The organism is Duganella sp. CF402, assembly GCF_900109645.1.
Classification (GTDB): domain Bacteria; phylum Pseudomonadota; class Gammaproteobacteria; order Burkholderiales; family Burkholderiaceae_D; genus Rugamonas.
Genome location: NZ_FOBG01000001.1, coordinates 979982 through 1001275, shown reverse-complemented (window position 1 = coordinate 1001275; position 21294 = coordinate 979982). Strand labels below are relative to the sequence as shown.

The following is a 21294-nucleotide window of genomic DNA, read 5'->3' as shown; positions in this document are numbered from 1 at the left end:
TTAATGTTATGATGCGGCGCCATGAAAAACACGCTCAACATTTTTGCAAGTGCGTTTGCAAGCGCGCTGCTTTTGACCGCCTGCGCGCCGTTCGCGCCACAGCCGCCGGTATCGGCCGATCTCACCGTCTCCAGCCTGCGCTTCATCGGCGAGCAACGCCTGCCGTGGCGCCATCCGTTCCAGGGCACGGTGATCGGCGGCCTGTCCGGCATCGATTACGACGCCGCCAACGATGAATGGGTAATGATCAGCGACGACCGCTCGCAAATCAATCCAGCGCGCTATTACCGCGCCAAACTGGCCTATGACGCGCAGTCATTCAAATCGGTGGAAGTCACCGGCGTGGTCACGCTGCTGCAACCGGACGGCACGCCCTACCCGTCGCGCGAGGAGTCCAAACGCGGCATCGGCGTGGTGCCCGACCTGGAAGCCGTACGTGTCGATCCGCAGGACGGCAGCATCTGGTACGGCAGCGAGGGCGATGTCGGCTTGTCGCTCGATCCTTTCATTCGCCGCGCCACGCCGGGCGGGCGGCATGAATACACGCTGCCGCAGCCGCCGTTGTTCACGGTGTCGAAGCAGCACCAATCCGGCCCGCGCAACAACCAGAGTTTCGAAGGCCTGAGCTTCACGCCTGATGGCCGCACGCTGTGGGTGTCGCTGGAAGGTCCGATGTACCAGGACGGGCCGGAGCCGACGCCAACGCAGGGCGCGATCAACCGCATCACCCACTTCACCCGCGACGGCAAGGTGCTGGGCCAGTATGCCTATCCGCTGGAGCCGATTCCCGCCGCGCCAGGCAAAGGCAAATATGCCGACAACGGCATCTCGGAAATTTTGTCGCTGAGCGAGCGGCGCATGCTGGTGATGGAGCGCTCCGGCGTGCAAGCCGACGACGGCACTTACAAGGACTACGTGCGCCTGTACGAAATCGACACCGAGGGCGCGACCGATATCCAGCAACTGCCTACGCTGAAGGACGCCGCCTACACGCTGGTGAAGAAGCGGCTGGTGCTGGATATCGGCACGCTACACCTGCCGATCGTCGACAACCTCGAGGGCATGGCCTTCGGACCGCGCCTGGCCAACGGCCACGCCAGCCTGGTACTGATCTCCGACGACAACTTCAGCAAGACCCAGGTCACCCAGCTGCTGTTGTTCGAACTGCTCCCCTGAAATGACCGGCGGCGACAGGCAGTTATCGCAGCGGCAGCAGCGCTCAAAGCCCGGCACCGCGTCGTCGAAGTAATCGAGCAGCAGCTTCCAGCGGCAAAAGCCGCTTTGCGCATAGCCGATCATGCGCTCCAGCTTTTCGCGGTCGAGTTCATGCCTGGCGTCCGGCGCCTTGCTCTTCATGAGGAAGAATTTCTGTAGCCGCGTGTCGTCGTGGAAGTACAGCAGCGTGCATTCGGCATCCTCGCCATCACGCCCGGCGCGGCCCGACTCCTGGTAATAGGATTCCAGGCTGCCCGGCACTTGCAGGTGGATGACGAAACGCGTGTCGCTCTTGTCGATGCCCATGCCAAAGGCGTTGGTGGCCACCATCACGCGCCGTTCGCCGTTCATGAACAGTTCCTGGTTCCCGCTGCGCTCAGCGGCCTTCAACCTGCCGTGATAGAGCGTGACGCTCTCGCCGGCCTCCCGCAACATCTCACAGGCCTCTTTTGCCGCCTTGACTGTGGCGGCGTAGACGATGCCCACGCCCGGCGTGGCGTGCACCAGCTCCAGCAAGGCGGCGAGCTTCTCGTCCGGATTGGTGACCTGCCGCACCCGATACTGCAAGTTGGGCCGGTAGACGCCGGTGTTCACCACCCGCATGCCGGGACGCGCCAGCTGGGTGCGGATATCGGCAATCACGTCGTCCGTGGCGGTGGCGGTCAGTGCCAGCACTTGCGGCTGGCCCAGTGCCGCCAGCGCCGCGCCGATTTCCAGATAGGCCGGGCGAAAGTCGTGTCCCCATTGGGAGATGCAGTGCGCTTCGTCGATCACCAACAAGCCGACGCCGGCCTGCTGCAGTAGCTCCCGGAATTCGGGCATCGCCAGGCGCTCGGGGGTACAGAACACGATATTCTTGCCGGCGTTTTCTATCGCTTGCAGGGCATCCAGTTCGTCGCTGCGCGACAGGCTGCTGTTGACCTGGGCGGCGCTGGCGATGCCGGCCTCCTCCAGCTTTTCCGCCTGATCCTTCATCAGCGCGATGAGCGGCGAGACCACCACCGTCAGGCCTTTCTTCATCAAGCGCGCCGGCAACTGGTAGCACAGCGACTTGCCGCTGCCGGTCGGCATTACGGCCAGGGTGTCGCGGCCGGCCAGCACGGCGTCGATCACGCGGCGCTGGCCGTCGCGCAGCGCGTCGATGCCGAACACCGCGCGCAGCAAGCGTTCGATCCGTTGGTGTTGAGAGATAGCCATGCCGCCAACGTAGCAAAGAACACAACACTGTACTGTGCGGCAGCGCACGGCGCTGGCGGTGTAGGCGGCGGATCTGTCATACTATTGCTTTTAGTGGCTATCCCAAACCCGATGGACCCGAGACGCGAGCATGTCAGGCGCCTGCTACAGGCGGACGCCTACATCACTGACATTCATGGAAAGAGCACCTTGCCGGCGCAGATTATCGATATCTCGCGCATGGGCGTAGCATTCGTCAGCGATCAACCCATGTCCACGGACCAGCAGTTTGTGCTCAATTTCAGCTTCCCCGGCAGCGCCATCCGCAACGAAATCACGCTCACGGTGCTGCACAGCGCCGCCATCGGCTCGCACGGCCGCTTCCGCAACGGCGCGCGCTTCATCGCCATTTCCGAAGCTTGCGCCGACCGCATCTTCGAATACGTGACCACGGCGCCGGCCGGCGCCTGAGCCTACCAGCCGATATCGTGCAGCAGCGGCAAGGTCAGGTCGACCGGCGGCTGCACCGCGTGCCGCAGATCGGCGTTGATGGCCGGTTCCATCAGCTGGTTGGGCGTGGCGCTGGTGTCGTAGTGCGACACCGACGAACCCGGCTGGTTGGGGCGCGGCGCGTACATCAGCACCCTGCCCAGCGCATCGGTGCCGGCGCGCACCGCCAGGTTCACTCCGAGATTGGCAAGCAAGCCGGAATGCGTGCGCGTGCGCTTAGCCAGCGCATCCTTCAACGCCTGGCCATCTTCGCGCGTGATGCGCACCGCCGGGATGGCAATGCGCGGATCACTGCCGCCCAGTCCCGGCGGCGGCGCACCAACGGCATTGTCCGCGACGATTGCGCCAATGGCACCGGCATCCTGCAAGTTGCGCACCTTGACCACAAAGGTACACGTGCCGCGATCCACCACCGCGATCTTGCCCTTGACCGCCAGCGCATTGAGCGCCGACAGCGGCTCGCAAGCCAGGCCAAGGTCGGGCGGCGTATCGACCACCGGCATCACCTCGCCGGTCAGGCCGGGCGTATTGAGCGGCTGGCCGAAAGCGGCGGTGCCAACCTGGATCACGCCCGCCACTTCCGGCGGCGACAGGATGGTCAGGATCGGCGTGCCGGCTTGCAGCACCGTCACGGCGGCGCTGGTGACTTGCACGCCGCTCCACACCAGCTTGCCCGACTTCACGGCCGACGCGGCGCGTTCGGCGTTGCTCATGTCCTTCCAGACCTTACCGGTGCTGGTGTCGAGCAGGAAGTAGTCCCAGATGCTGGGAATGCCTGCCAGCAGTTCGCCGGTCTGGTCGTCGGTGTAGGTCTGGAAGCCCAGGCCGTGCGCGAATTCGTGCAGCAGCACCGTCACCAGGTCGGGGTTGCTGCCGTGGTGGTTGTCCAGACCGAGGTAGAAAGGCGAACCGCTGAAGCAACCCGGCTGGCCGAGGTTGACGTTGAAGCGCGCGCGCAGGTCGGGCGTGGTCGGATCGGCGTCGGAACCGATCAGCTTGTTGGTCTGCGCCTTGCCAAACCAGGCGTTGCGTTGCGGCGCCTCGGGAAAATCGGCAAACACTTCGAGCGCCCCAGCGCTGCCCAGCACGGCGGCGCTGTCGGTGCAGGGCAAGGCGTCCCAGGTCGCCAGCACGCGGATCGGCACGCTGCTATCGAGCGTCGCGCCCCATTTGCTGGCGGCCGCCTGGAACACATTCAGGCGCTGCGCACCCAGCGTGGTGCCGGTGTTGCCGCCGACCGGCGTCGCCGGCGTGGAGTCGTTGAAGCCGGTGCCGGGCGGGTCGCCGTTGACGATAGTGATGGTGGCGGCGCCCCAACTGGCCGAGGTCGCCAGCAATGCCGCCGACAGTGTGGCGATGGCAAGCAGCAGCTTCATTTGTGCTCTCCCGCCGCTGGCTCGCAGCTGTGCGTGATGCTGCCGTCGCCGGCCTTGCGGGCGATGGCGTAGCGGGTCTGACGTTCATCGAGCATCAGGCTGACGCCGCCGCGCTGGGCCAGCTTCGGTACCGGCCGGACAAGGCGCATCAACGGCGCCGGCGCGCGCGCGGCGGCGGTCAGCAAGGCAGCCCGTTCGGGATCGGGACCTGTCAGCTGGCCGGTGACGGGATCCTTGTAGGCCATGAAACCGCCGTGCTCCGCCGTCAATGGCGCGGCCTGCTGCTGCACCACCTGCACGTTTGGAAAATGCATCACGCCATTCTGCCCGGCCTGCGCCGCAAGTGCGCCGGCGTACAGGCCTGCCGCCGCCAGCCAGTGTCTGCGCGGCCGCCGCGCCGCATGCAGCGCGATCATGCCGAGGCACACCAGCGCCACCGTGGCAGGTTCGGGAATCGCGGACAGGCTGACGCTGTCGATACCGATATAGTCGCCGTTGAGGCTGGTGTCATCGACCACGTAGCGGAACGCCAGGCGGCCGCTGGCGGGCGCCACGAGGCCATCGACCAGCAGCGATTGCTGCTGCCAGCCAGTGTCGCTGTCGGACTCGTAAGCGGCGAGCAGCGTGAAGTCGCGACCGACGTCGGTGCTGGCGCCGTTGCCGCCGAGGTAGACTTCCACCCGGTCAAGCAAGCCTTCGCCCGGCAGGCGCAGCGAGAACCTGATGGACTCGCCATTGGCCAGCAACACCTGCGGCGTCAACAGCCAGTTGCTGACCGAGCCGCCGAACGCGGCGTTGTTGAAATTGGCGGCGATGTAGGAATCGGCCGGTCCCGCCGCAGCGGGAAAGAACGACGGCTCGCCCTGGAACCAGCCGGTGCTGCCGGGTGGCGTCGACTGGTTGAGGAGCACCCAGCCCTTGCCCGGCAGCGCCGCCACATCATCAAATCCTTCCGACAACAAAGGCGCCGCCACTGCAGAGCAACCGGCAGCGACCGCAAGCAACCCCACCAGCGTTTTGATCCAGTTCATATCATCCCCCAAGGAATCGTCACACGGCTCAACTTGCTGTTAGACCAAGCGAGCCATGCGCAGGTTCCGCGCGAGATCGAAAAAAATCAGACCAACTCAGTATCGATGCGCAGGCCGGCCTTGAGGGTGAGCGTGACGGGGGTTTTTTCGGCGATTTCGGCCATGCGGGCTTTTTGCGCGGCGTCGAGCGCGCCGCTGATGGCCAGCGTGCGGCGGATCAGCATGGCGCCGTCGTCGCCGTGGGTCAGGTGCAGGGCGATGTCGACGCCGTCCACCGGCCACTGCTTGCGGTCGGCATACATGCGCAGCGTGATCGCGGTGCAGGCGCCGAGACCGGCCAGCAGATAATCGTAGGGTGCCGGACCGGCATCCTGGCCGCCATTGCGGGCCGGCTCGTCGCCAACCAGCGCGTGTCCGTTGACCTTGATCCGGGTGGTGTAACTGTCTTTTCCAATGTGCGCTGAACCGCGTGCCATACCATCATCCTCTCGTTTGTAAAGCCAAGGTAAAGAAGCGTAAATGCCGTTATTTCATCAATTTGGCGCTGATATAATGGCAATTCCACCGTACAGTGACGGGGTGCCGTCGAAACCATGCAAAAGATACTGCTTACCTGCTGCCTGACCGGCAGCGCTATTCTGCCAGCTTACGCCCAAACCGCCTCTCCCGAAAAGCCAGCCATCAAGCCCGCTACGACCGCCAAGCCCAAGGAGGCCGTCGTTCCGGAGGTAACTGTTTCCGCCGAGCGCCCCACCAACCGCATCGATCGCCAGGTCTACGACGTCAAGTCCGATGTCTCCAGCACCAACGGCACCGCTGCCGATGCCCTCAACAACGTGCCATCCGTGAACGTCGATCCGGACGGCAGCGTCACCCTGCGCGGCAGCGCCAATGTGCAGATCATGGTGGACGGCAAGCCGTCGGCCATGCTGCAAGGCGATAACCGTGGCCCGGCGCTGCAGGCGATGGCGGCCGACGATATCGAATCGATCGAAGTCATCAACAACCCCGGCGCCCAGTTCGGCAACGAAGCCGGTGGCGGCCCGATCCTGAACCTGGTGATGCGCCGCAACCGCAAGCCGGGCGGCTTCACCACCGTCAACGCCAACACCGGCACCGCCGGCCGCTACAACAGCGCCGTCAACACCACCTACAACGAAGGCGCCTGGGGCTTCCAGGGCAGCGCCAACGTGCGCCATGACGGCCGCAACTCGGTGGCCGAGGTCAGCCGCGACCGCTACGACGCCGGCACCGGCGAGTTCGTGCACAGCAGCCAGCAATCGGTCGGCAAGGGCCTGAACGACATGGCCGGCCTGAACGGCCAGGTCAGCTACAACCTGAGCCAGACCGACACCCTGACCGGCAGCGTCAACTACAACAGCCGCACCAACGACCAACGTTCGAGCGACCACTACCTGAACGGCGCCACCAGCCTGACGCCGGCCAGCGACTACGTGCGCAGCACCACCCGTAACGGCGACAGCAAGAACTTCGCCTGGGGCGGCCGCTACGACCACAAGGGCGAACTGCCGGGCGAAACGCTGAAGATCGACCTGCGCGTATCGGCTTCGGAAAACGACAACGTCAACCAGTACACCAACGACTACGCCACGCCGGGCATGGCCGACACCCGCGCCAGCCAGCATAACGATTTCAGCACCCGCATCGTCGACTTCACCGGCGACTACGAGCGTCCGCTTTGGGGCGGCACCATGAAGGCCGGCTACAAGATCGCCACCAACGACAGCAGCTTCAACACGCTGTACACGGATATCGATCCGGTCACTGGCACGGCCACGGTCAACAACGGCCGCACCAACGCCTACGAGCTGGATGAAACCGTCTACGCGCTGTATGGCAGCTACCAGATGCGCCTGAACGAACGCTGGGGTGCGCTGGCCGGCCTGCGCGCCGAGTACACCGACATGGACATCAACCAGATCACCGGCGGCGTCAAAGCGAGCAATAACTATATAAACTATATACCTAGTTTCTTCGCCACCTACAAGGCGACCGACACCGCCAACATCCGCTTCGCCTACGCGCGCCGGATCCGCCGTCCGAACGCCAACGACCTGAATCCGTATGTGACCTACCGCGATGAATTCAACGTCTCCTCGGGCAACCCGAATCTGAAGCCGACCAAGACCGATTCGTTCGAAGTGGGCTACGAGACCAAGTTCGGCGGGCTGGAAACCAATCTGCGCGGCTACTACCGCCGCGACACCGACGCCATCGTCGACTACCGCTACTTCGTGGCGCCGAACGTGCTGCTGACCACCAAGGCCAACGGCGAAGGCAGTCATTCGAGCGGGATGGAATTTACTGTAAGCGGCAAGCTGACGCCGTCGCTGACGCTGAACACCAGCGGCAACCTGATGCGCGCACAGCAAAGCTTCTATGACGACACCGGCGTGCTGGTGACGCGCACCGCCAACTCCCTGAGCGGCCGCGCGCGCCTGAACTACCAGTACGACGCCGCCAACCAGATCCAGCTGGCGCTGCAAATGATGGGCAAGACCTTGTCGGGCCAGGGCTATCGCTCGCCGAACCACTCGATCAACCTGAGCCTGCGCCACACCGTGACGCCGGCGCTGACGCTGGTGGCCAACGTGACCGACATCTTCAGCACCAACAAGATGGAAACCGTGATCAACAGCGCGACGCTGCGTGAAACCAGCACCCGCCGCTTCGACGGCCGCGTGGTCTACGTCGGCCTGTCATACCGCTTCGGCGGCCCCTCCTCGTCCTCGGACAAGGAAGAAGGCGGCTGGGGCGGACCACGTCCGGGTGGTCCCGGGGGGCCTCCTGGCGCCGGCTTCGGCGGCCCGCCGCCAGGCGCCTGACCTTACTTCATGACGGCAAGCTTCTGGCGCTTGCCGTTCTTGAAGGTGAAGATGGTCAGCACACCATCCTGCACGTCGCCGCGCGCATCGAACGAGATATTGCCGGTCACGCCCTTGTGCTTGATCTTGGCCAGCACCGGCAGGTATTTCGCCGGATCCGGCGAACCGGCTTTCTGCATCGCCTCCACCATCGTCATCAGCGCATCATAGGTGTACGGCGCGTAGGTCTGCACCTCAATCCCGTAGCGTTTCTTGTAAGCCGCGCGGAAATCGGCCATGCCTTTTTCCTGCGCCGGCTCGACGCCGCCCGCCTCTGCGCAGATCACCTGGCCGTCGCTCATGCCCTCGCCCGCCAAACGCGGCACCGAGTCCGAGCACATGCCGTCGCCGCCCATGAACTTGATCGGGAAGCCCAGCTGCTTCATCTGGCGCAGCATCGGCGCGGCCACCGCGTCCATGCCGCCGAAGAAAATCATGTCCGGCTTGGTGGCCTTGATGGCGGTCAGGATGGCCGTCAGGTCGGTCGCCTTGTCGTTGGTGTACTGGGTCGAGACGATGCTCGAACCGGTCGCCGCGCCGGTACGCTTGACGGTCTTGCTGAATTCATCGGCCAGGCCCTTGCCGTAGGCGGTACGGTCGTCCACCACGGCGATGCGCTTGGCCTGCATGTTCTGCATGGCGTAGCGCGCCAGCGCGGGGCCGAGCTGCTCGTCGTTGGCGATGTTGCGGAAGGTGGTGTTGTAGCGCTGGCGCGTGTAGGCTGGCGAACTGGCCGACGGCGTAATCTGCGGAATGCCGGCATCGTAGTAAATGCGCGAGGCCGGAATCGCGGTGCCCGAGGTTTCGTGGCCGATCACGCCCTGCACCTTGGCGTCGACCAGCTTCTGCGCGGCCGAGGTGGCCTGCTTCGGATCGCCGGCGTCGTCTTCGGCCAGCAGCACCACCTTGTATTTTTTGCCACCGATCAGCACACCCTTGGCGTTCAATTCATCGACCGCCATGCGCGCGCCGTTTTCATTGTCCTTGCCGAGGTGGGCGATCGGGCCGGACGTGGCAGCCACGTGGCCGATCTTGATGATGTCTTCCGCCTGCGCGGTGGCGGCGCCCGCAGCGCCGATAAAGGCCAGCGCAACTGCGCGGCAAACTGTTTTTGTTGTGAACTGCATAAAATCCTCATTGGTAGAGTCCAATAGGATACCAGAGGCTTGCGCGCCGGGCTGATTGAAGTAGAATTAATCTTTCCCAAAATGAATCGCAGACGCATGGCATTCCTGCTCTTCCAGCTCAACAGCCTGCGCAGCCGATTGGTGCTGCTGGTGCTGCTGGCAATCGCCCCCATCACCGTGATGACCTTGATTAACGGCCAGCGCGAGCGGGACCATGCAGTGGAGACCGCCCAGGAAAACCTGCAACGCCTGACCAACCTGGCCGCCGCCAACGAGGCGCAACTGATTGCGGGCGCGCGCCAGATGCTGCGCGACATGGCCGGCGTTCCCGGCATCACCGGCGACGCGGCCGAATGCACCCGGCTGATGGCCAATCTGCTGCGCCAGAATCCCGATTACTCCAACCTCGGCCTGATACAGCTGAACGGCGACGTCAGCTGCAGTGCCGTGCCGTTCAGCACACCGGTCAACCTGGCCGACCGCTCGCACTTCCGCCGCGCCGTGCACCTGCGCCGTTTTGTGGCCGGCGGCTATGTCTTCGGCCGCGTGATCCAGAAACACACCGTCAACCTGACCTATCCAGTGCTGGACGACGAACAGCGTGTGAAAGCCGTGGTATTCGCCTCGCTCGACCTGAGCCGGCTGGACCGCTTCGTGGCCGACATCCAGCTGCCTCCCGACTCGCTGCTGCTGACCGCCGATTCCGAAGGCAAGATCATTTCGCGCAAGCCTGATCCGGACAATTGGTACGGCAAGCAGGTCGCGCCCGAGATGCGCAACGCGATGGCGGCCGAACCGGGCAAGCCGGTGCTGCTGACCGGCCCGGACGGCGTCGAGCGCCTGCACCGCTTCGCCCGCGTCGGCAACAACGGCCTGACCGACTACACCGTCACCATCGGCATCCCGGTCGAGCAGATCACCGCCAACGCGCGCCACGACCAGATGCTGGACTGGGCGGCGCTGGCCGCGACCATCGGCCTGGCGCTGGCGGCCGCTTGGTTCGTCGGCGACGTGCTGGTGCTGCGCCGCGTGAAACGGCTGGCCAACACCGCCAACAGCATCGCCTCCGGCGCGCTCGACGCGCGCACCGGCATCTCCTACGGCAAGGAAGAAATCAGCGAACTGGCGCACGCGCTCGACGCGATGGCGGCCGCGCTGCAGGACAAGGAACGCCAGCACCAGCGCGCCGAAAACCAGCTGCGCGAGGCCGACCGCCGCAAGGATGAATTCCTCGCCATGCTGGCGCACGAACTGCGCAACCCGTTGGCGCCGATCAGCGCCGGCGCCCAGTTGCTGCAAGCCGGCCATGCCAGCGAGCCGGTGGTGCAGCGCACCGCCGCCATCATCGTGCGGCAGGTGCATCACATGACGCGGCTGGTGGACGACCTGCTCGACGTCTCGCGCGTCACGCGCGGGCTGGTGACGCTGGCGCGCGCGCCGCTGGATGCGCGCGACATCGTGGCCGACGCGGTGGAACAGGCGGAACCCCTGATGAAAGCGCGCCAGCACCATTTCGAGGTGGCGCTGCCGCCGTTTGCGCTGATGGTCACCGGCGACCATAAGCGGCTGGTGCAGGTGCTGGTCAATGTGCTCAACAACGCTGCCAAGTACACGCCAAGCGGCGGCATTATCAAACTGGCGGCGCGTTTCAGCGGTGACCACGTGGTGCTGGTGGTGAGCGACAACGGCATCGGCATGTCGGCCGAGTTGCGCAGCCATGTGTTCGACCTGTTCGCGCAGGCCGAACGTCACGCCGACCGCTCGCAAGGCGGCTTGGGACTTGGCCTGGCGCTGGTCAAGTCACTGGTCGAACTGCACGGCGGCAGCGTGGCGGCGGACAGCGCCGGCGAGCAGAAAGGCAGCACCTTCACCATCACCCTGCCCGCCACGCGGCAAGCGGCGCCGCCGACGCAGCCCGGCCAGCCCGCGACGCCGTCGCACCAGCTGCGCGTGCTGGTGGTGGACGATAATGTCGATGCCGCCCAAACGCTGCAGCTGCTGCTGGAAACGGCCGGCCACCGCGTCATCACGGCGCACAGCGCGGTGGATGCGCTGGAAGCGGCGCAAGCTCACGCGCCGCAACTGTGCCTGCTCGATATTGGCCTGCCCGGCATCAGCGGCTATGAACTGGTGCGTGCTCTGCGCTCCCTGCCTGCCACCGCTGGCGCGACGATGGTCGCCATCACCGGCTACGGCCGCCGCGAAGACCGCGAACAAGCGCGCGCCGCAGGCTTCGATGAATACTTTGTCAAACCGGTGGATGTGGACGCGCTGCTGGCGCTGATCGCCGGCCTCCCCCTCACCTCCGGAGCACCATGAAGCACCTATTATTAAGCCTCGCCATCGCCGCCGCACTGCCGGCCCACGCGCAACAGCAGGAGCTGGCGCGCATCGCCGCGCAGCCTGCGGTGAAACAGGCGCTGGCCTACATCGAAAAGAACGAAGCCACTACCACCGCCAACACGCTGGCCATCAACGCCATTCCCGCGCCAACCTTCGCCGAAGCGGCACGCGCCCGCGATTACGCCGAACGCCTGAAAGCGGCCGGCCTGCAGGATGTGCGGACCGATGAAGCGGGCAATGTGCTGGGCACCTGGCGCGGCAGCGGCAAAGGCCCGACCGTGGTACTGGCAGCGCACCTGGACACGGTGTATCCAGCCACCACCGACCTTACCGTACACGAAAAGGATGGCCGCTACTACGCGCCCGGCATCGCCGACAACGGCCGTTCGCTGGCCGCCATGCTGACCATCGCCCATGCGCTGCGTGATGCCAAGGTGCAGACCGTGGGCGATGTGCTGTTTGTCGCCAACGTCGGCGAGGAAGGCCTCGGCGATTTGAAAGGCGTGAAGCATCTGTTTAGCCAGCGCAAGGACATCAAGGCGTTCGTCGGCCTTGAGCCGGCGCTGGGTACGGGCGGTGATCCAGTGACCTACATCGGCACCGGCAGCCGGCGTTTCAAGGTAAGCATTCATGGCCCGGGCGGTCATAGCTACGAGGGCTTCGGCCTGCCGTCGGCGATTCATGCGGCGGGCCGCGTGATTGCGCGCATCGACGAGATCCGCGTACCGGCCGAGCCGAAGGTGACGTTCAATGTCGGCGTGGTCCAAGGCGGGCAATCGGTGAACAGCATTTCGGCCGAGGCCTCGATGCTGATCGATATCCGCTCGGCCGACGCGCCGCTGCTGGCCAAGGTGGAGCAGCAGATCAAGGACGCCGTGCAGCAAGGCGTGGCCGACACCAACCAGCGCTGGAACAGCAGCGCCATCACGGCCGACGTGGCGCTGATCGGCGACCGTCCGGCGGGCCAAATGAGCAAGGACTCCATGATCGTCAAGACCGCGCTGGCGGCGGCCACCGTGCAAGGCCGCCCGGCGCTGCTGGACAGTGCGCATTCGACCGACGCCAACCTGCCGATGAGCCTTGGCATCCCGGCCCTCACCATGTCCGGCGGCGGCAGCTCGGGCGGCTATCACTCGGAAAAACTGGAATGGTGGTCGCCGCAGAACGCCCACGCCGCGCCGCAGAACGTGCTGCTGACCATCCTCGGCCTGGTGGGCGTGCGCGGCGTCAGCGCGCCGCTGGCGCGTTAAGCTAATTAAGTGCTGCCGCGCTGGATCAGTTCAAAGCCGGTGTTGACGATGCGCGGCGCCGATTCGTCGCCGTTCAGCCTATCCAGCAAAGCCTGCGCCGACATGGCGCCGATGCGTGCACCATCCACCTTGACGGTGGATAGCGGCGGATTGGTATAGCCGGAAAAATTCAGGTCGCCGAAGCCCATGATGGCCAGGTCCTCCGGCACGCGCAGGCCACGGCTCTGCGCCTCGATCAGCGCGCCGTGCGCCAGCGTGTCGGAACTGCAGAAAATCGCGTCCAGCTCCGGATGCTGGTCCAGCAGCTGCACCGCCTCCAGCCTGCCCTGCGGCAGTCCACCCGGCGCCTGCACTTGCCGCGCGCAGACGACATTCACGCCCTGCTTGGCCAGCGTTACCTGGAAACCCTGCGTACGCTGGCCCGCGCGCGCATCGTTCGCAGTCAGCATGCCGAAGCGCCGATAGCCGCGTTCCAGCAAATGGCGCGCGCACGCATGGCCTACTTCCTCGTGCGAGAAGCCGATCACCATGTCGATCGGGTGCGGCGTCATGTCCCAGGTCTCCACCACCGGCGTGCCGATTTGCAGCAGGCGCTGGCGCGTGTTCTCGGTATGCTGCGAGCCGGTGAGGATCACGCCGTCCGGGCGGCGGCTGAGGATGGTCTCGACCAGCATCTCCTCGCGCCAGGTTTCATACCCCACGATACCCAGCAGCAGCTGGTAGCCGGCGGCGGTCAGGCGGTCGGTTGCGCCCTGCACCATGTCGGCGAAGGTCTGGGTCGAGATAGTCGGCAGCACCAGCGCCACCAGCTTGCTGCGGCTCGACGCCAGTCCGCCAGCCAGCATGTTCTTGACGTAGCCGGTGCGCTTGACCGCTTCCTGCACCTTGGCCAGCGTCGCCGGCTTCACCAATTGCGGTTCATTCAGCGCGCGCGAGACAGTAATCGGTGAAACGCCAGCTGCCTTGGCGACATCAATCAGTGTTACGGGGGTTGCCGGCATCTTTTCTTCCATGACGTTGATAGCGTAACCATTCTAACTGACAATTTACAATGATTGCGCTATCATTATCCGGATAAAAGGAGACATCTTGACTATGCACCGCTATCTTTACGCCGGCTTGCTCGGCTTCGCCCTGATCCATCCTCCCATCCACGCGGAGCGCCATACCATCAACGACGGCTGGCGCTTCCAGCGCGGCGATCCGGATGGCTACGGCCCGCAGCTTCAATATGATGTGCGCCCGGTGATCCGCGAGAGCGCCGACGGCAAGGTGGCGGACGCCCGCCCCGACGAAGCGGAACACCTGCAACGCCCGGCCGACGGCCTGCTAAAACCGTGGATACTCCCAAGCGGTAACGCCTTCGTCGCCAACCCCGCCCAGCGCTCGCAACGTCCCGCCGCCGATCCCGCCGTCTCGCCGCCACTGCTGCGCAAGGACTTTGATGACCGCAACTGGCGCGCCGTCACGCTGCCGCACGACTGGGCCATTGAAGGCCCCTTCCTCGCCACCGGCCCGTATGGCGGCATGGGGCGGCTCACCACATGGGGACCGGCCTGGTATCGCAAGAAGCTCGACATCCCGGCCCGCGACAAGGGCCAGTCCATCTTCCTCGATATCGACGGCGCCATGTCGCATGCGACCGTGTGGCTCAATGGCCGGCTGGTCGGCGGCTGGCCATACGGTTACAACTCCTTCCGCCTCGACCTGACGCCTTACGCGGTGCCGGGCGGCGACAACCAGCTGGCGATCCGCCTCGACAACCCGGCCGAATCGGCGCGCTGGTATCCGGGCGCGGGCTTGTACCGCGATGTGTGGCTGACGGTCAGCAATCCGGTACACGTCGCCCACTGGGGCACCGTGATCCGCACGCCGGAGGTGAGCCGCGCGGCGGCGCAAGTGGAATTGGCCGTCACGGTCGACAACGACGGCAAGGACGCCGCCACGCTGGACATCAATACGCAGCTGTATGCGCTGGGCGATGATGGTCGCCGCACCGGCAGCGCCGTCGCCAGCATGCCAACGCAGCGCGTCACCGTGGCCGCGCGCGGCTCCGCTACCGTCAACGCCGGCGCGCGCATTGCGCAGCCGCGCTTGTGGGGCCCGCTGCCGCAACAGCGGCCGCACCGCTACGTGGCCGTCACCACGGTCAGCCGCAACGGCAAGGCCGTGGACACTTATGAAACGCCGTTTGGCGTCCGCTCGCTGCGTTTCGATCCGAACCAGGGCCTGTTCGTCAACGACGAAAAGATCATGATCAACGGCGTCAATAACCACCACGACCTCGGTGCACTGGGTGCGGCCTTTAACCGCCGCGCCGCCGAACGCCAGCTGCAGATGCTGCAGGAAATGGGCGCCAACGCGGTGCGCATGAGCCACAATCCGCCTTCGCCGGAACTGCTGGAGCTGACCGACCGCATGGGCATCCTGGTGATGGACGAAGTATTCGATTCGTGGGAACGCAAGAAAACGCCGCTGGACTTCCACCTGATCTTCCCCGACTGGCACGAGCAGGACTTGCGCGCCATGCTGCGGCGCGACCGCAATCACCCTTCCATCATCATGTGGAGCGTGGGGAACGAGGTGGGCGAACAGTACACCGGCGAGGCCGGCGCGGCGATCGGCGCCAAACTGGTGAGCATCGCGCATCAGGAGGATCCGACCCGGCCTGCCACCGTGGCCATGAACTACGCCAAGTCCGACATGCCGCTGCCGGCTACCGTCGATGTCATCAGCCTGAATTACCAGGGTGCCGGCATCCGCAGCCTGCCCGGCCAGTTCCCGGCTTTCCACGCCAAGTTCCCGGACAAGATGATCTTGTCGACGGAAAGCGCATCAGCCCTGAGCAGCCGTGGCGAGTACCAGTTCCCGGTGCCGGGCGTGATTAGCGCACCGGTGCGGCCCGGTGTCGGCGGCGATCCGAAACGCCAGCAGGTCAGCGCCTACGAATTGTTTGCCGCCGATTTCGGCAGCTCGGCCGACCGCTCGTGGGCGGCGCAGGATCAGAACCCTTACGTGGCGGGCGAATTTGTGTGGACCGGCTGGGATTATCTCGGCGAGCCAACGCCCTACTACGGCGCGCGCAGTTCGTATTCCGGCATCATCGACCTGGCCGGATTCCCGAAAGACCGCTACTACCTGTACCAGTCGCGCTGGCGGCCGGACCTGCCGCTGGCGCACCTGCTGCCGCATTGGACCTGGCCGGAGCGCGTCGGCGAAGTCACGCCGGTGCACCTGTTCACGTCGGGCGATGAGGCGGAGCTGTTCGTCAACGGCAAATCGCAGGGCCGCCGCAAGAAGGCGCCTTATGAGTACCGCCTGCGTTGGGACTACGTAGTCTACGAACCGGGTGAAATCAGCGTGATCGCCTACAAGGATGGCAAGGAATGGGCGCGTTCGTCGGTCAAGACCGCGCAAGCCGCCGCAGCGCTGCATGCCACGGCCGACCGCAGCACCATCGCCGCCGATGGCCGCGACCTGTCCTTCGTCACGGTGCGCGTGGCCGACGCCAACGGCGTGACCGCGCCGCGCGCCGACCAGCGCATCCGCTTTACGGTGGAAGGCCCGGGCGAACTGGTGGCCACCGACAATGGCGATCCGACCAATCTGGAATCGTTCAAATCACCGGAGCGCGCGGCGTTCAATGGCCTGGCGCTTGCGATTGTGCGCGCGGTGCCTGGCAAGCGCGGTAACATCACGGTGCGCGCCACAGCGGAAGGACTGCAACCGGCAACGGTCACGCTGCGCGCCGACTAACGGAGACTGAGGATGAAGAAAGCCGCCTTGTTGTTACTGGCCGCAGCGCTGCTGGCCGGCGCCGCGCACGCACAGCCAGCGCGCACCTGGACGCCGGATAACGGCAACGGCACCTTCACCAATCCTCTGTTTTACGACGAGTTCTCCGACCCGGACATCATTCGCGTGAACGAATGGTTCTACCTCACCGGCACCACCATGCACGCCATGCCCGGCCTGCCGGTGCTGAGGTCCAGGGATCTGGTCAACTGGGAATTCCTCAGCTACGCCGCCGACCGGCTGGACTTCGGCCCGGCCTACCATCTCGAAGGCGGCAAGAACATTTACGGGCAAGGCATCTGGGCCCCGAGCCTACGCTACCGCAACGGCGTGTTCTACATCTTCACCAATGTGAATGGGCGCGGTACCCAAATCTACTCCGCCATCAATCCGCGCGGGCCGTGGGTGCATTGGGAGATGAAACGCAGCCTGCACGATTTGTCGGTGCTGTTCGATGACGACAACAAGGCCTACGCGGTGTGGGGCCATCAGGACATGCACATCGCGCAGCTGACTGACGACCTGCTCGACATTGTGCCCAGCACCGAGAAGATCTTGTTTGCCAAGACCGACGGCATGGGCGAAGGCGCGCATTTCTACAAGATCGGCGGCAAGTACTACATCCTCAGCTCCAACTACGCGGGCGGCTTCCGCATGCCGGCGGCGCGGGCGGACAACGTCTACGGACCGTATGAGGTCAATCAGGCGATCAGCAAGGATGAAGGCTTTGGCCTGGTGCGCGGCTACCGCTTGAATAACAAGCAGTATCCGTTTGAAGTCAGTCCGCCGAATCCGGCCTCGCGCGACGCTACCGCCATGCATCAAGGCGGTATCGTGCTGACCGAGGCTGGCGAGTGGTGGGGCTTCTCGATGATGGACTATAACTCGGTCGGTCGCCTCACCAGTCTCGCGCCGGTGACGTGGAAGGATGGCTGGCCGTATTTCGGCTTGCCCGGCAATCCGGGACGCAATCCACGCACCTGGGTCAAGCCGCGCGTGGCCGAGCGGCAGCAGATCAAGACGCCATTCGAGCGCAATGACGACTTCTCCGAGACGGCCCTCAAGCCGGTGTGGCAGTGGAATCATGTGCCGGTGGAGGATCGCTGGTCGCTGAGCGAGCGGCCGGGCTTCCTGCGGCTGCGCTCCATGCCGGCCGCTTCGTTCTGGGAAGCGCGCAATACGCTGACGCAGCGCGCCATCGGCCCGATGTCGTCGCCAACGGTGGCGCTGGACGCGGCGGGTCTGCTGGAAAACGACGTAGCCGGACTCGCCCTGCTTAATCTGCCCTATGCCACGCTGGGCGTGGAACGCAAGGGCGGCAAGCTGGCGCTGGCCTTGTTCGACCAGGCCCGCAACCAGACGGTGCGCGTGCCCATCACCGCAACGCGTCTGTGGCTGCGCGCCGAGTGCGATTTCATGACCGAGAAGGCGCGCTTCAGCTATTCCACCGATGGCGAAAACTTCCAGCCGATCGGGCAGGAATTCACCATGATCTTCCAGCTGACCACTTTCCAGGGTGTGCGCTACGCGCTGTTCAACTACAACACCGGCGAGCAGAATGGGGGTGCGGCGGACTTCGACAGCATCACCGTCGATCAGCCCTACCCGCACGGCTTGAGGCGGCCTATCCCGTATGAGCAGACCATTCAGCTGCGCGCCGCCGTGGGACGGGCGGCGACGCAGCCGCTGACATTCACCGTGCGTGACGTTGGTCTCGGCCGCGTCGCGCTGCAAGCCGGCGGCGGTTTCCTCAGCATCGGCGCCGATGGCGGCGCGGCGGTGCAAGCCGTGCGGCCCGGTCTCGCGCAGAGCTTCCAGTGGATGGAAACGCCGACCGGCGAGCTGCTGTTAATGTCCTTGCAGACCAACTTCTATCTGCGCATCCATCCGCAGACCGGCGCGCTGATCGCCGACAGTCCGGGGCCGATCCCGGACGGCAGCGATGGCGTGCGCTTCAACTGGAGTGAAGTCAAAGCGCAGTAGCGCGCGGTGACCGTCAGCGTGAGGCGATGTAGGCGCGCCAGCCGCCGTGGTGCGAGATGTCTTCCGCACCGTTCAGCGCGAGCGCATCGCAGGCGAAGCCCTGCACCGTTGAACCGTCAGCCAGTGTGATGGTGCCGATGCCAAGCGGCCACGGGATCAGCGCGACGAAGCTGCCGTAGTGCGCGGCCGGCATCTCCCACACCTCTACTGCAATCGCGTGCCCCTCGCCCGCTGCGACCCGCACCATGCCGGGCTTCGGCGGCACGGTGCCGGGCAACGCGTACAGGCGATACTCGGCCGCCGTCTGCGTGGCCGCCACCAGCGTCGCACCGCGTTCCGTCAACTGCCCGTTCAGCGGCATCCCCGACAGGTGCGCGCCGACCACCGCCACGCGGACCGTCGCCCCTCCCTTCCCAAGCACTGGCACGGGATCGGGCAACGGCTGGCCGGTTGCGCCTTGCGGCAGGCCGGTGGCGTGGTGATAGCGCTGGCCGAGGTCTGCAAGCCGAAGGTCGGCGCCGCATGGCGCGATCAGCGTGACGCCGAACGGCAGGCCGTCCGGGCGCATGCTGCTCGGGACCGAAATCGCCGCGTAATCGAGCAGGTTGACGAAGTTGGTGTACGCGCCGAGATTGCGGTTCAGCGTCACAGGATCCTGCTGCATGGCTTCGATCGTGTAATGCGTCGGCGCTGTCGGCACCAGCAGCACATCGACACCCTGCCACATCGGCGCCACACGTTGCGCCAGCGCCCGCAGGCGCAACTGCGCATCCACCAGATCGGCCGCAGAGTAGCGCCGCCCACCCGCCAGGATGCTGCGCACCGGCTCAATCACTTCCCCTTCCTGCTGATCGACGAACTCGCGCAAGGCGGCGTAGCGTTCAGCCACCAGCGCGCTGTCGTACAGCAGACCCGCCGCCTCGGCCAGCGGTGCGTAGGCGATATCGGAGCGCACGCCGCCCAGCGCCTCCATGCGCTGGATAGCCTCCTTGAACGCCTGCTCCGCCTGCGCATCGCCGAAGAAGTTCAGGACATCCGGCACACCGAAACGGAAGCGCGGCGCGAACGGCGCCGCATCCAGCGTCAGTTCACGCGAGTACGGATCGGCCGCATCGTAGCCCAGCGCCGCCTTCAACACCTGCACCGCCGTGCCAACTGTGCGGGCAAAAATCGACACGCAGTCCGCGCTCGGCGCAGCCGGCACCACGCCGCGTGCGCTGAGCAAGCCACGCGACGGCTTCAGGCCAACGATGTTATTCAAGCCCGCCGGTACGCGTCCCGAACCCGCAGTATCGGTGCCAAGCGCAAAATCAACCTGCCCGGTCGCCACCACATAGGCCGACCCGGAGCTGGAACCGCCGCTGACGTACCGCGCATCGAAGCTGTTCGGCACCGCGCCATATGGCGAGCGCGTACCATTCAAGCCGCAGGCAAATTGATCCAGATTGGTCTTGCCCGCCGCCAGCGCGCCAGCAGAAAGCAAGCGCTCAACCACATGCGCATGCTTCACCGGTGTGTAGGAATAGGCCGGACAAGCCGCCGTCGTCGGCACCTGCGCGACATCAATATTATCCTTGACCGCAAACCGCAATCCGGCAAGCGGCGCATTGGCGGCAGCATCGGCGCCAACCAGCGCATCGAAGCGCGTAATCCACGCCGACGGCGCGTGTGGTGAATTATTCTGCATCGCTCACTCCCGTTTAAAAGCCGTAGCTGAGCGTCGCCAGCAACTGGTTCTTCTGGCGCACGCCGTAGCGGTTATCGCCGCCAAGGATGCCTTGCAAGCCCCACGTCAAGCCGGTCTCGCCGATCGGCTGCGCCACGCCCACGATCAAGTGACGAAAGCCGCCCGATATCGGCGCGCCACCCGGCAAGCAACCGTTCACGATAAAGCTCTGGCCCGCCGGGCAAGCGACGCCCAGTGCCGTATCGCGCGTGCCCATGAACTTGCCCTCCTTGTGATAGGTGTAGTATCCCAGCGACGCCGTGAAATTGATCCCGGCCGGCAGCGGATGTGCGAAGTTCAGCGTCCAGTAAGTATCGCCCTTGTTGCCCCACACGACATCGTTGAGCAGCGTCTGCGCGCCCAGCGTGAAGTCGCCGTAGCCCACCGACAGCTTGGTCTCCAGCGCGTTCGACGACTTGCCGTTGATGTACACGTAGCCGGTGGCGCCGACCGAGTAGCTGAAGTCCCCCGCCTTGCCGTTATAGCCGCCATACAGATCGTTCTCCACCGATTTCTTCGACTGGAAGTCGGCGATGTTGCGGTTGCCGTACGACTCGCCCAGGCGGCGATACGAATAGTTGATGGTGCTGCCGAAGTAGCCGGCATAGAAGCCCGACGGATCCGACCAATCCGCGCCCCACTGCAATGCCGCGCGGTCCGACTCCGGCGCATCGGCGCCAACGTTGCCGAGCGGCGCGCCCGGGCCATAAGTCTCCGTGATCCCGCGCAGGACGTAGCGGCTCACCAGATCCACATGCCCGGTCCACGATGGCGCCGGCGGCGCCGCATCCTCCGCCAGTACGGCGTTCATCTGGCTCAGGCAAGCGATCGAAACGGCGGTCACAACGATTTTGCGATAAAACATAAGCACTCTCCC

General features: G+C 65.2%; 14 protein-coding genes and 1 pseudogene. 7 read left to right on the top strand and 8 right to left on the bottom strand.

What is annotated here, in order from left to right; genetic code table 11:
• Window positions 1-21: 21 nt before the first annotated feature.
• Window positions 22-1068: pseudogene (locus tag BMZ70_RS28710) on the top strand (esterase-like activity of phytase family protein); the annotation flags it as partial.
• On the opposite strand, the gene BMZ70_RS04545 reads toward BMZ70_RS28710, so the two are convergent.
• On the bottom strand, window positions 1030-2412 hold the full coding sequence (locus BMZ70_RS04545) for a RecQ family ATP-dependent DNA helicase (RefSeq protein ID WP_092270487.1): 1383 nt from the start codon (window positions 2410-2412) through the stop codon (window positions 1030-1032). The pseudogene BMZ70_RS28710 and the gene BMZ70_RS04545 overlap by 39 nt on opposite strands.
• A 111-nt stretch (window positions 2413-2523) precedes the next feature.
• Between BMZ70_RS04545 and BMZ70_RS04540 the strand changes: the two genes are divergently transcribed.
• Window positions 2524-2862 carry a PilZ domain-containing protein gene (locus BMZ70_RS04540; protein ID WP_092270484.1) on the top strand — a complete coding sequence of 113 codons (339 nt, stop codon included), beginning with the start codon at window positions 2524-2526 and terminating at the stop codon, window positions 2860-2862.
• A gap of 2 nt (window positions 2863-2864) precedes the next feature.
• Here BMZ70_RS04540 and BMZ70_RS04535 read toward each other — a convergent pair whose 3' ends face one another.
• From BMZ70_RS04535 to BMZ70_RS04525, 3 genes are all read right to left on the bottom strand, one after another.
• Window positions 2865-4277, bottom strand: coding sequence for a PA domain-containing protein (locus BMZ70_RS04535; protein ID WP_092270482.1), 1413 nt, complete (start codon window positions 4275-4277; stop codon window positions 2865-2867).
• Window positions 4274-5308 (bottom strand): choice-of-anchor J domain-containing protein, encoded by a 1035-nt coding sequence (locus tag BMZ70_RS04530; protein WP_092270479.1) that lies wholly within the window; start codon window positions 5306-5308, stop codon window positions 4274-4276. The genes BMZ70_RS04535 and BMZ70_RS04530 overlap by 4 nt, the downstream gene beginning before the upstream one ends.
• 86 nt (window positions 5309-5394) lie before the next feature.
• On the bottom strand, window positions 5395-5784 hold the full coding sequence (locus tag BMZ70_RS04525; protein WP_092270476.1) for an OsmC family protein: 390 nt from the start codon (window positions 5782-5784) through the stop codon (window positions 5395-5397).
• 117 nt (window positions 5785-5901) lie between these two features.
• Between BMZ70_RS04525 and BMZ70_RS04520 the strand changes: the two genes are divergently transcribed.
• Complete coding sequence (locus tag BMZ70_RS04520) at window positions 5902-8154, top strand: TonB-dependent receptor domain-containing protein (RefSeq protein ID WP_092270473.1); 2253 nt, start codon at window positions 5902-5904, stop codon at window positions 8152-8154.
• A 2-nt stretch (window positions 8155-8156) separates the two neighbouring features.
• Here the strand turns inward: BMZ70_RS04520 and BMZ70_RS04515 are convergent, their stop codons facing one another.
• A complete protein-coding gene (locus tag BMZ70_RS04515) occupies window positions 8157-9320 on the bottom strand; it encodes a branched-chain amino acid ABC transporter substrate-binding protein (protein ID WP_092270471.1) in 1164 nt (387 codons plus the stop codon).
• Between the two features lie 96 nt (window positions 9321-9416).
• Here BMZ70_RS04515 and BMZ70_RS04510 point away from each other — a divergent pair, with 96 nt between their 5' ends.
• Both BMZ70_RS04510 and BMZ70_RS04505 read left to right on the top strand, forming a co-directional pair.
• Window positions 9417-11639, top strand: coding sequence for a hybrid sensor histidine kinase/response regulator (locus BMZ70_RS04510; protein WP_092270468.1), 2223 nt, complete (start codon window positions 9417-9419; stop codon window positions 11637-11639).
• A complete protein-coding gene (locus BMZ70_RS04505) occupies window positions 11636-12913 on the top strand; it encodes a M20/M25/M40 family metallo-hydrolase (protein WP_092270465.1) in 1278 nt (425 codons plus the stop codon). Before BMZ70_RS04510 ends, BMZ70_RS04505 begins: the two co-directional genes overlap by 4 nt.
• Before the next feature lie 5 nt (window positions 12914-12918).
• On the opposite strand, the gene BMZ70_RS04500 is transcribed toward BMZ70_RS04505, so the two are convergent.
• Entirely contained in the window at window positions 12919-13914 is a 996-nt protein-coding gene (locus tag BMZ70_RS04500; protein WP_229205291.1) for a LacI family DNA-binding transcriptional regulator, read from the bottom strand.
• Window positions 13915-14008: 94 nt separating this feature from the next.
• Between BMZ70_RS04500 and galB the strand changes: the two genes are divergently transcribed.
• Together galB and BMZ70_RS04490 are read left to right on the top strand one after the other, a co-directional pair.
• Complete coding sequence (galB, locus tag BMZ70_RS04495) at window positions 14009-16669, top strand: beta-galactosidase GalB (protein WP_092270459.1); 2661 nt, start codon at window positions 14009-14011, stop codon at window positions 16667-16669.
• A gap of 12 nt (window positions 16670-16681) precedes the next feature.
• A complete protein-coding gene (locus BMZ70_RS04490; protein ID WP_092270456.1) occupies window positions 16682-18691 on the top strand; it encodes a glycoside hydrolase family 43 protein in 2010 nt (669 codons plus the stop codon).
• Window positions 18692-18704: 13 nt separating this feature from the next.
• On the opposite strand, the gene atzF is transcribed toward BMZ70_RS04490, so the two are convergent.
• Entirely contained in the window at window positions 18705-20378 is a 1674-nt protein-coding gene (gene atzF / locus BMZ70_RS04485; protein WP_092270453.1) for an allophanate hydrolase, read from the bottom strand.
• A 13-nt stretch (window positions 20379-20391) separates the two neighbouring features.
• Window positions 20392-21282 carry a TorF family putative porin gene (locus BMZ70_RS04480; RefSeq protein ID WP_092270450.1) on the bottom strand — a complete coding sequence of 297 codons (891 nt, stop codon included), beginning with the start codon at window positions 21280-21282 and terminating at the stop codon, window positions 20392-20394.
• Between the last annotated feature and the right edge of the window lie 12 nt (window positions 21283-21294).